Below are 10279 nucleotides of genomic sequence, written 5' to 3'. Positions count from 1 at the left end.
GCAGATTGTTCTGACTGTCTAGCTGGGATCAACATCGGCGCAGTGGAGACCGCCCAGCACGCCGCCATCGCCCCAGCGGTTCGGCTTTCGGTCTGCTGGTCACCGTCCAGTCCTGGAGATCTCCCCAGCCAGCGCAACCGCCAGCCTTCAGGGGAACCCTTGTCTCCCCCGCAGCCGTGTTCGGCTACCCGGCGGATATCGCCCGGAAGCGGGCCGTTACAGTGAGGTTAGGCCGATCCCTCGCACTTCTGGCAGTGTCTCGTACCGGGTTTGATGGAGACCATCAAGCCTGGGAGAACGAGGAGCAATGGCCGCACCAAGGAAGTACCCCGACGAGCTCCGTGAGCGTGCCACCCGGATGGCGGTCGAGGCCCGCCGGGATCCCGATACCGCGACCGGTGCGATCAAGCGGATCGCCGACCAGCTCGGCATCCATCCGGAGGCGTTGCGGACCTGGGTGAAGCGGGCCGAGGTCGACGCCGGTGACCGGCCGGGAACCACCAGCAGCGACGCTGAACGGATCGCGCAGCTGGAGCGGGAGAACCGGGAGCTGCGCCGGGCGAACGCGATTCTCAAGAGCGCGTCGGTTTTCTTCGCGGCGGAGCTGGACCGCCCCTCCCGCTGATCGTCGCTTACATCAACGAGCACAAGCACACCTTCGGAGTCGAGCCGATCTGCGCCGCCCTGACCGAGGCCGGCGCCACGATCGCTCCGAGCACCTACTACGCCGCCCGGTCTCGCCCGCTGTCGGCGCGGGCGGTTCGGGACGAGTAGGTCACCGCGACGATCAGACAGGTGCACGAGGACAACTACGGGGTGTACGGGATCCGCAAGGTCCATGCCGCACTCGCCCGCGACGGCGGGGTGGCGGGCCGTCCCGTGGCCCGGTGTACCGTCGCCCGGCTCATGAAAGCTGCCGGCCTGAAAGGGGTCTCCCGGGCTGCGGTCCCGCGCACGACCCGGCCGAGCAAGGCCGCTGAAACGCGCCAGGACCTGGTGAAACGCGCGTTCACCGCCACGGCGCCGAACCGGTTATGGGTGGCCGACATCACCTATATCCGCACGTTCACCGGCTGGGTGTACGCCGCGTTCGTGCTCGATGTGTTCTCCCGTCGCGTGGTCGGCTGGCAGGTCGCCACGCACCTGCGCACCGACCTGGCCCTGGACGCGTTGGAGATGGGCCTGTGGACCCGCCGCCGGGCCGGGCAGAACACCACCGACCTGATACATCACTCCGACCGCGGCGTGCAATACGTCGCCGTGCGCTACACCCAGCGCCTGGCCGAGGCCGGCGCCGGCGTCCGCGTCGGGCAGCAACCCGTACACCAGGTACACAGACGCGTCCATGGCCGAGATCGGGCTTGTGCTCACTATCACCGCATGCCGCGATCTTTGGCTCCGATATGCGTAGCGAGCGGGCGTTCCGCTTCGTGTGCCTCCTGCTCAACCGCCGTGAGCCGCTCCCTCCGTCTGCGCCACCGGGCGGCAGGTGAGCCGGTGCTACCTCCCGCGGCTTGGATAGGCTGCCGCGCCCGAGCGCTGGCGAGTGGCCGCCCGACCAGTCCCGTCATGTGTGGGTGACGCGCTGCACCGCTCATCGCCCTGACTGAGACGCATCGCCGGCGCGGGCCTGGGCAAGCTCGGCGCGAACCGCCTGCAGCTGCTGGGCGGCCTGGTCGGCTTGGGCTTCGGCTCTTTTGGCGCGCTCGATGGCGTCGTCGGCGCGGGTGGTGATCGCGGTGACCTGGGCCTGGTGGGCGGTGGTGAGCGCGCCTAGTTGGCCTCGGGTGTCGGCGCGGTGTTGCTGAAGGTCCTGCCGGGCTTGTTGGGTGGCCTGCTCGGCGGCCTGGACGCGCTGCTCGGCCTGCTCGCCGGCCCGGTCGCGGTCGGCTTCGGCGCTTCGCGCACGCTGCAGCGCGGCGCGGGCCTGCTCGCGGGCCAGGGCCAGTTCGCCGTCCCGGCTGGTCAGGGCGTGCCCCAGCTCGGCGATGCGCACCTGCTGCGCGGCGGCGGCCTCGGCCGCTTGCTCGCGTTCGGCCTGGGCGACCCGGCGCAGTTCGGCCAGGTTGGCGCTGGCGCGTTCTCGTGCGGCTTCGGCGGCCTCGGCGCGCTGCTCGGCGCGGCCGCGTAGCCGCTGTTCCTCGGCCACCCGCTCGTGCGATTCGCGTTCGATGGCGCGGGCGCGGGCGGTGACCTGTTCGGCCTCGCGTGTTGCGGTGGCCGCTGCGGTGCGGGCACGGTCGGCCTGGTCCTCGGCGTGGGCCTGGGCGAGCTCGGCGGCATCGGCCCGTGCCTCGGCCTGCTCGGCGGCGCGCACCGCCTCGGCGGTCCGCGCCTCCAGTTCGCTGTTGCGCGCCAACAGCTGATCGCGCAGTTGCCCCAGCAGCGCCTGCTCACCGGCGACGGCCTGCATCACCTGCTGCAGCAGGGCGCTCCGGTCCTGGGCTCTCTCCTCAAAACGCAGCATCCACCGCTCCCCGGCCACCGCCTCGCCGGTGTCCGGCGGCGCGTTGCGGGCCTTGCGGGCCTCGACCCGGCACCCCTCACTGCAGTAGCGCGACGGCTTGGTCTTTCGGCGGGGCAGCGGGCGGGGCAGCCCGTCGTCGGTGTCGTGCAGCTCGGCGCAGGAGGGGTTGGCGCACCGGCCGTACGGGGCGTCGGAGGCCGCCTCCCCACTCGCCTCGCCGACGCCCGGTGCGGGCGGCGGATGCGGCGCGCCCGCCGTGCCCGGATGCTCAGCGGGATCGACGGAGACGTCCGGGCTGCCGGCGGGGTGCTGGGCACCGGGCGGAGTAGCGCTGTCCATGTGCCCCACCCTACAGAATCAAGATTCTCATATCTATATTCGATTTGAGAATCTAGAATCTCTTATCTTTCTAGTCGGATCGTGTCACAGAAGTCAGGTTCTGTGAGACACTCTTGATCATCTAAGTCTCATCGCCCGCCTCAGGTCGAGCAGAGGAGCCCTCGCATGCGCCGCACCCCCGCCGCGTCACCGGCCGACCGGCCTCCGCACCTCACCCGGACCCAGGCCTGCGCGCTGCTGCTTGAGGCGCCCGGCGGTCGGCCGCCGCGGACCGTGCTGGTGGTCGACGGCGACGGCACGGTGCACACCGCCACCCCGGACGCGTTCTGGGTCGGCGGCCGCGGACGGGCGGTGCTCACCCGCGCCGAGCTCGTCGACGCGGGGGTGCGTGTGGTGCCAGGCTCCGGCGGCCGGCTGAGTGCGGGGAGCGGGCCCCGCCTGGACGGGGTGCTGGCTGAGCTGAACGCCCACCTGGCCGCGACGTGGCACTGCAGCGCCGGCGGTCCGGCGTGAGCGCTCCGGCCACCCCGCCCGGCGCACCGCAGGGGGAGCGGGCGGATTACAGCGGCCTGTTGGCGGCGATGGAGCGCTCGTGCGGCTCCTGCGCGGGCGAGGGAATGGTGGACAGCGCCGCGTGGACCACGTGGCGGCGGGATTACGACGCGCTGGAGGAGGTCCGGCGCGCGGCCCGGGTCGCAGCCGGGCACAGCCCGGCGGGGGAGATGAGCTGGCTCGTGGGCGGCGCGCCCGATGGCAGCCTCCCGCGCGCCCCGGTCGCCGCCGAGCGAGCGCTGCGCGATCATACCCACGCCACCCTTGATCATCGCGAGCCCCGTCGATGCACCGATTGCCGAGGCGCGGGGGTCCAGCCGACCGAGACCGGCACCCGCCTGATCGGCTTTCTTGTCCGGCACGAGTTCACCCGCACCGGACAGATGGCAGAGGCAGGCGACCGACGATGACGCTCCAGTCCCGCACCCCAGGGCTCGACCCGACAGCAGAAGACGGCTCCCCAGGGGCTGCGGCCGCCGACGACGACATCTTCGTCCTGACCCCCAGTGCGCTGTACCGGCCGGGCCAGCTGCCAGGCGGCCACACCGCCCCCGAGCCGAACCCGCATGGCTCCTCAGCGGAGACCCGGCGCGATCAGTTTCCGGCCGTGCGGGATGCCGCCCCGCCGCCCGCGCCGCTGGTGGTCAGCATCGGGGACATCGCCGGCCTGCGCCCGCGGCGTGCTCCTCGCGACGGTGGCGAGGTGCCGGGTGACGACGTCGACCTGGTCGACCAGCTCGACCGGGCGACCTTCAACGTGGCGGCGGCCTGGCTGGCCGACAAACCCTCGGCGGCTACCCGCCAGACCCGGCTGCAGGTGCTGGCCGCCTTCCTGCGCTGGCTGGACACCCTGACCCCGCCGGTGGGTTTGCTCGCGGTCACCGAGGATCACTTGATCGCCTACCGTGACGCCGCGGCCACCGGCAGACTCACCGTCGGTGTGCGCGCACCTGGCAAGCCGCTGAGCGCGGCGACGGTGGCCAAGCAGCGCAACATCCTGAGCAGCTTCTTCATCTACGCCCGGCGCCGCAAGGTGCTCACCCACAACCCGGCCGCCGACGTCATCCCGCCGAAGGTCTCCCGCGGCGGCCGCACCCAAGCACTGACCCGCGAGGAACGCCGACAGCTCCGCGCAGGCCTGCTCGGGCTGGCCGAGCAAGGCCGGCTTGCCGAGGCCGCCGCGATCGCACTGCTGGACGACATTGCCGGCCGCGTCGGACTGCTGACCGGCCTGAGCGTCGGCGATATCGCGATCCGCAGGGACATGAACGGCCGCCGCCACACCGTGGTCACCTTCCGCAACAAGGGCGGCGAATACGTCCACCTGCCCATCGCCGACCCGCTCACCCGCCACCTGCTGAACCAGCTCTGCAAGGGCCGGCCCGCCACCGCTTTGCTGTTCACCCAGCACGATGGCCGACCCGTCGACCGATGGTGGACCAGCGCCGCACTCACCGCCGCGGCGATCGCCGGTGGCATACCCAAACAGCGCGCCGAGCAACTGCACCCGCACATGCTGCGCGCCACCGCCATCACCGAACTCCTCGAAGACGGCGCACCAGCAGAACAGGTCCGCGACGCCGCCCAGCACGCCTCCATCGACACCACCTTGGACTACCGCGGCCGCCGCACCGACCTGGCCGACCACGTGCTGTACCGGCGCGCGGGCGCCGACTCTATGCCGGTTGACGCCAACCCGGCGACCGAAATCTAGGCCGCCGCGCCGTGAAGGCGCGGATCAGCTGGGAAGCGAAGCCCCCGTGTGGGGGAAGCCAAGGCGGGTGCGCAGCGAGACACCGGGGTGCTGGTAGACGGCGTCACCCGGTGGGAGCACAAGGTCAGTGACACCTGACCGCACGCGGAAGGGCGGGAGCTGCGGCTCCCGCCCTGCCTCGTTCCCGGCAGTGTCGCCGCTGGCTTTACGCTGTGTTCGGTGACGAACTCGAACACCCCCTGGCGTCCGCTGCGCGAGCGCCAGGGCAAGACCGGCGAGCGCCCCATGGTCGAGGGCACGCCCGACTTCCTGCTCAAGCCACTTCGCGTCTGGCTCGTACACGCGGTCACCCTCCGGGACCTGATCGACCTGAAGAGATCGCTGGAGCTGCGCCTCTGGCGGAACGACATCTTCCAGATGGGCGGCGTCACCGGCACAGCGATCATGGACGTGCTCCTGGAGGGGGAGGAGTTGTTCGAGGCGGTCGACGCCGCCTTGGACCTCCACAACTGGCTCCTGGCCTCCGACGTTGAACCGGACAGCCACCAGTGGTGGGTCTGGATGGCGCGCGACCTGATGATGATCCTGGACGAAGCTCACTCGGAGTGGGAGGTGAATCATCTGGTCAATGGGCTCGTCCGGCGGGTAGACCCAACGGCTGCGCAGGCCGTCGCCGCAGTGGTGAAGGATGCGTCAGCGGACGCCTCTGCCCACCTGAGCAAGGCATGGGATAAGGCGTACGGATTCCGGCCAGACCCTGGCGACGCCTACAGCGAAGCGGTGAAGGCCGTCGAGGCGGCCGTCATCCCTGTCACCATCCCTCGGTCTGGGAAGCCAACGCTCGGTACGGCGCTCAAGCACCTGGAAGATACCGAATCCCAGTGGAGCCTGGTCATCGATGACAAGACCGGCCAGCCCACGCCGGCCCGCGTGGTGATCGGCCTGATCGATCTGCTCTGGCATGGGCAGCGCAACCGGCACGCTGGGGGCCCGACGACCAAGCCCATCAGCCAGGAGACGGCGGAGGCCGCGGTCCACGCAGCGGTCACCCTGGTGCAGTGGTTCACCAGCGGCGCCATCCGGAAGGCCCCGTAGCGCTAAGGGTGGCCCCGGGACGTAAACCGAGCGATGTCCAATGTGCCTCCCCCGCACGTTAGGACATCGCCATGGACCCGACAAGCCGCGCCCGCTTCTGCCTCCGCCCGCGGTATGGGAGAGCAGCGGCGACGCGACGGTCCCCGTGGTGGCCTGCCGCGGGCGCGCGTTCGTAGCTCCCATATGCGAGGTGAGTAGGCCACTCCTGTCGGGGCCGTGTGGTTGGCTGGCCGTCATGACGTCTGTGCCCTGGGATAGCGACCTGGATGGTGACCTCGTTGAGCGGTTCGTGGCGGCACTGCTGTTGCTGGAGAACCCTCACGGCAACCGGATCACTCCGGCCGGTGGTGACCGGGGCGTCGATATCCAGATCGAGCACCCCGACGGCGGGTTCGACGTCTACCAGGTCAAGCGCTACACCGGGCCGCTCACCGCCGCCCAGAAGAACGCGGTGAAGGAGTCGTGGGAGATCTTCCTCGCCGAGACGCTGCCGGTCCGTCACGTGCGCTCGTGGACGCTGGTGGCGCCACTGAATCCCTCGAATCAGCGTCTGGACTGGTTCCGCGAGCTCACTGGAGGCCAGGCGTTCCCCACCTACTGGATGGGACGCGCGTCGCTCGATGGCAAAGCCGGCGACAACCCGCGACTGGTCGAGTACTTCTTCGGCAACGGAGCGGTACGGCTGCAGGAGTTGATGACGCAGGCCATGTACGCCGGGTCCCGGATCGAACCAGGTCTCGGCAGCCAGGGCCTGCTTGATGGCGTGGTGAGCCGGCACGCCAGCCTCGCAGCCGCGCTGAACGACGTCGACCCGTTTTACACCTACAGGATCGAGATCCGTAGCGGGCGACTCAGAGACCTGCCCTGGAACGACGCGGACTCCCGGTCCTGTCCCTCGGCGGCACTCATCGAGTACAAGGAACTGGACGAGGACACCTACGTGGTGTTGTGGACCATCCCGCGGGCAGGTGAGTCCGCCTACCTGAGGCCGATCACCACATCCGTCATCCTCAAGCCCGGGGAGGGGTCCCCCGAACTGCAGGCAGTGCGGGAATTCCTCGAGTACGGCGCCCCGCTGCGAGACGTGCCAGCTACGGTCACGGCCATTGAGGGACCTCCGAGCCTGGTAAGAGATACCGGTGACGGCCGCATCCACATCATGATCCCGCCAAGAGCCGCCGAGGAGCTACCGGATCTGGAGATCCGGCTCATTGCTCCGGATGAGACACCGCTGGGGCATCTGGACGTGGTCGACATCCGCTATGCCCAGGGCTCGGCTGGGCAGGGACGGTGGCTCGCGGCACGCGACCGCAGCGGCGTGCTGGAATGCGAGTTTCTGATGGGCGGGCCCGGGAGCGGCCAGCTCCGGATGACGATGCAGCCACTCACCGGCAAGACACCGGCGCAGGTGCTTCCCGCAGTCCGGTTGGTCTCAGCGTTCAATTCGGGTGCCGGGATCATGCTGGCGGTGCGCGAGGGACAGCCGTTCTCCCACGTCTGGGGATTGGGAGAGGTCGATGAGGCGACCACGCCGTGGGGATCTCCAACGGTCAAGGTGCTGGAGGCGCTGCGGACGGTGCAGCAGCACACCACCCAACGAGTAGTCATCCCCGCCCACATCGACACGGAGGAGCTCAAGAAGCTCCTGCTGTTCAGCCGCCTGCTTAATGGGGAGCAGGTTCCCATGTCCTGGGACCGGTTGCCTCTTCCCGCCCGCATGCAGGAAATCCTCCCGGAGACAGACCAGGAGATGCGCCTGCGTGCAGCGCTGGTGATGAGCTTGCAGTTGGGAGGGCGGGAGATCACACTCGACTGCGCCATGCATGTGTTCTACCAAGGCGCCATTCTTGGCGAATCTGCCGATGACACGATCACCTTGGTACCTGGCCCGCACGGGGCGGCCACGGCACTGATAGGGCCTCTTGTCCTGCCGCCGGCGGCGGCAGAGGGGTAGCGCGTCGCGGTCGCCAAGGAGCTGCGCCAGGCCTCCGACCGGATCCACGTCCCGTACCAGAAGGCCAAAGCGACGGAGGAACCGAGTGAGCAACGACGCCATGTTCCGCGCTCAAGCCTGTACGGGCCCCCATCAAGTAGGGCGGCCGGTGGCGGGTCACGTCGAAGGATGGTGCCAAGTGGATGAAGCCGAGTTCCTGTCCCGGGTTAACAGCGACGACGCTATACGCGCCTACCACGCCTTCTACGAGGTCAAGTGGGACACCGCTTATGTCCAGAAGATCGGGTGCGGCCAGAACCGCACCGCCTACCTGGTCGGCGGGATCGTCTACAAGGTGGACGGGTGGCTCCCGGAGAACCTGCACGACCATAGGATGCTGCAGGCAGCCCGCCAGTCCCAGATGCCCTGGGCGCCGCCGTCCGCGCTGTTCGAGCTGGAGGACCGGAACGGGCGCAAGAAGTACGTCATGGCCATGCCGTACTTCGTCAACGACGGCAGCGCCCCTGACCCCGAGGCTATGGCGCTCATGCGCATGCAGACCAACAACCAGCTCGATGACACGAACTACCGGGTTGTCGGGGGGAAGCCCGTCGTGATCGATGCTGGTGACATTGAGAAGCACGACCTCGGCTTCTGCCAGAGGCCGACCGCGTTCGACCGTTACGGTCGGCCCACTACCACGTGCCGGGCTCCAGCCGTGGTGATTCGTCCCAACCACCTGGTGCGGTTGCTCTGTGCTGCCTGCGCCTCCACCTGCACCTGACACCCGGCGAAAGGAGATGGGTGCGGCTCCTTCTGAGGGACTGGGTTGATCAAGCACTGAGGTCGTAGTCGTCCTGGTAGCGGGCGTGGTGTTCGTGGTCGAGGCGGTAGCGCCAGTAGGTGGGGAAGTCTCCGTTGGCGATCAGGGCGCGGAGCTTCAAGAACCTCCCCTCGCCTCGAAGCCGGAGGCCCTCGTCAATGGCACCCGGACACACCGAAGGCCCCGCCCTAACTCAGGGAGGGGCCTTCGGTTCAACGTGTGCGTACCGGTGTGCAGGTCGCCTCTCGGCGAAATGCACAACGCGGCTCCAGCCGAACGGTATTCCGCGAAGGCGATAGATGAGGCCCGGGGACACTGGGCACACCGGCCACAAGATGCACAACCACCGCCGGTCGCCGGATGTTCCCGCACCCTGCCCCTTGTTCTGCCGGCCCGTGAGGTCATCGCTCGGCCACCGTGCTGCGCCGCTCCATCATGATCACATCGCGCCAGGTGCCGTGGTGGCGGCCGAGGCGCTCGCGGGTGCCGACCACGCGAAAGCCGAGCGCCTGGGTGCAGGGAGAGGCTGGCGGCGTTCTGCGGGAAGATCCCGGCTTGAATCGTCCAGATCCCAGCGTCCTGGGTGGCGGTGATGAACGCCGCCGGCAGGGCCCGGTCGATCCCGTGAGCCTGGCAGCCGGGTGGATGTAGACGCTGTGCTCGACGACTTCGGCGTACACCAGGCGCGCCGACACCGGTGAGGCAGCCACCCAGCCGACGGTGCCCGCGCCAGCCGCGAGAGTGATCACACGGCCAGGAGGCGGTGCACCTCCTGGCCGCGAAGCTCCTCGGCGGTGCCCGCGTGCACCACGTGACCGGCGTCGAGGACGATGAAGCGGTCGGCAAGCCGCAGCGCGAGATTAGACCACCTCGGCGCGGCTCGTCTCAGCTGCTGGCCGTCATCGAGCAGGCTCCCCGCACCGCCGGGCCGCTGCTGCTGCGCATCGACAAGCACGGCCGCATCGCCGCGCCGATGACCCGGGCCGGGTGCCCGATCGGCGACGCGGAGGGCCGGATGACCGCCGAGGCCGTCGCCGACGGCGTGGCCCGCATCGTGGCGGCCGCCGAACTTGAGGGCCGGTGGACCGGCCACTCGCTGCGCCGCGGGTTCGCCACCGCCGCCCGCCGCATCTGCGCGAACCTGGAGCGCATCGGCCGCCACGGCGGATGGGCCGACGGCTCCGCGCTGCTGGGTTCCTGGAGGAGGGCGACCGCTGGACCGACAACCCGGTGACGGGGCTTCTCGTCGGCACTGGAGCTGCCTCCCCGTCACGCTTGACTCCCCAATCAGCTTTCATCGCTTCGGGACGACACGATGGCCAGCGGGTACCGCCAGTACCTCTCCCACCATCGACC

General features: G+C 69.5%; 10 protein-coding genes and 1 other annotated feature. Of the genes, 9 read left to right on the top strand and 1 reads right to left on the bottom strand.

Features of this window, described 5'->3' with window-relative positions; translation table 11 throughout:
- Positions 1 to 307 precede the first annotated feature (307 nt).
- Positions 308 to 625 (top strand): transposase, encoded by a 318-nt coding sequence (locus tag ABD810_RS22990; RefSeq protein ID WP_344943960.1) that lies wholly within the window; start codon positions 308 to 310, stop codon positions 623 to 625.
- Positions 586 to 714, top strand: a sequence feature (AL1L pseudoknot). Its footprint overlaps the gene before it by 40 nt.
- Positions 715 to 786: 72 nt before the next feature.
- Positions 787 to 1581 carry an IS3 family transposase gene (locus ABD810_RS22985; RefSeq protein ID WP_344944066.1) on the top strand — a complete coding sequence of 265 codons (795 nt, stop codon included), beginning with the start codon at positions 787 to 789 and terminating at the stop codon, positions 1579 to 1581.
- Between the two features lie 13 nt (positions 1582 to 1594).
- On the opposite strand, the gene ABD810_RS22980 is transcribed toward ABD810_RS22985, so the two are convergent.
- The gene (locus ABD810_RS22980) at positions 1595 to 2806 is read right to left on the bottom strand and encodes a coiled-coil domain-containing protein (RefSeq protein ID WP_344943957.1); all 1212 of its coding nucleotides are present in this window, start codon (positions 2804 to 2806) and stop codon (positions 1595 to 1597) included.
- A gap of 165 nt (positions 2807 to 2971) precedes the next feature.
- On the opposite strand from ABD810_RS22980, the gene ABD810_RS22975 reads away from it, so the two are divergent.
- The 7 genes from ABD810_RS22975 (at position 2972) to ABD810_RS22945 (ending at position 10157) form a co-directional block, all read left to right on the top strand.
- The gene (locus ABD810_RS22975) at positions 2972 to 3319 is read left to right on the top strand and encodes a hypothetical protein (RefSeq protein ID WP_344943954.1); all 348 of its coding nucleotides are present in this window, start codon (positions 2972 to 2974) and stop codon (positions 3317 to 3319) included.
- Entirely contained in the window at positions 3316 to 3768 is a 453-nt protein-coding gene (locus ABD810_RS22970; protein WP_344943951.1) for a hypothetical protein, read from the top strand. Before ABD810_RS22975 ends, ABD810_RS22970 begins: the two co-directional genes overlap by 4 nt.
- The gene (locus ABD810_RS22965) at positions 3765 to 5072 is read left to right on the top strand and encodes a tyrosine-type recombinase/integrase (protein WP_344943948.1); all 1308 of its coding nucleotides are present in this window, start codon (positions 3765 to 3767) and stop codon (positions 5070 to 5072) included. Before ABD810_RS22970 ends, ABD810_RS22965 begins: the two co-directional genes overlap by 4 nt.
- A gap of 219 nt (positions 5073 to 5291) precedes the next feature.
- Positions 5292 to 6167 carry a hypothetical protein gene (locus tag ABD810_RS22960; protein ID WP_344943945.1) on the top strand — a complete coding sequence of 292 codons (876 nt, stop codon included), beginning with the start codon at positions 5292 to 5294 and terminating at the stop codon, positions 6165 to 6167.
- A gap of 235 nt (positions 6168 to 6402) precedes the next feature.
- Positions 6403 to 8121 carry a hypothetical protein gene (locus ABD810_RS22955; protein ID WP_344943942.1) on the top strand — a complete coding sequence of 573 codons (1719 nt, stop codon included), beginning with the start codon at positions 6403 to 6405 and terminating at the stop codon, positions 8119 to 8121.
- Positions 8122 to 8299: 178 nt separating this feature from the next.
- Positions 8300 to 8884: a hypothetical protein gene (locus ABD810_RS22950; RefSeq protein ID WP_344943939.1), complete on the top strand. Its 585-nt coding sequence runs from the start codon at positions 8300 to 8302 to the stop codon at positions 8882 to 8884.
- 802 nt (positions 8885 to 9686) lie between these two features.
- Positions 9687 to 10157 (top strand): site-specific integrase, encoded by a 471-nt coding sequence (locus ABD810_RS22945; protein WP_344943935.1) that lies wholly within the window; start codon positions 9687 to 9689, stop codon positions 10155 to 10157.
- The last annotated feature ends 122 nt before the right edge of the window (positions 10158 to 10279 follow it).

It is taken from the genome of Sphaerisporangium flaviroseum (assembly GCF_039537005.1).
Taxonomy (GTDB): Bacteria; Actinomycetota; Actinomycetes; order Streptosporangiales; family Streptosporangiaceae; genus Sphaerisporangium; species Sphaerisporangium flaviroseum.
This window is presented reverse-complemented; position numbering and strand designations above follow the sequence as displayed.

Bases quoted from the DNA above. Each gene is read 5' to 3' on its own strand.
- ABD810_RS22955 (WP_344943942.1), top strand. From the start codon at position 6,403: ATGACGTCTGTGCCCTGGGATAGCGACCTGGATGGTGACCTCGTTGAG.
- ABD810_RS22965 (WP_344943948.1), top strand. From the start codon at position 3,765: ATGACGCTCCAGTCCCGCACCCCAGGGCTCGACCCGACAGCAGAAGAC.
- ABD810_RS22975 (WP_344943954.1), top strand. From the start codon at position 2,972: ATGCGCCGCACCCCCGCCGCGTCACCGGCCGACCGGCCTCCGCACCTC.
- ABD810_RS22980 (WP_344943957.1), bottom strand. From the start codon at position 2,806: ATGGACAGCGCTACTCCGCCCGGTGCCCAGCACCCCGCCGGCAGCCCG.
- ABD810_RS22990 (WP_344943960.1), top strand. From the start codon at position 308: ATGGCCGCACCAAGGAAGTACCCCGACGAGCTCCGTGAGCGTGCCACC.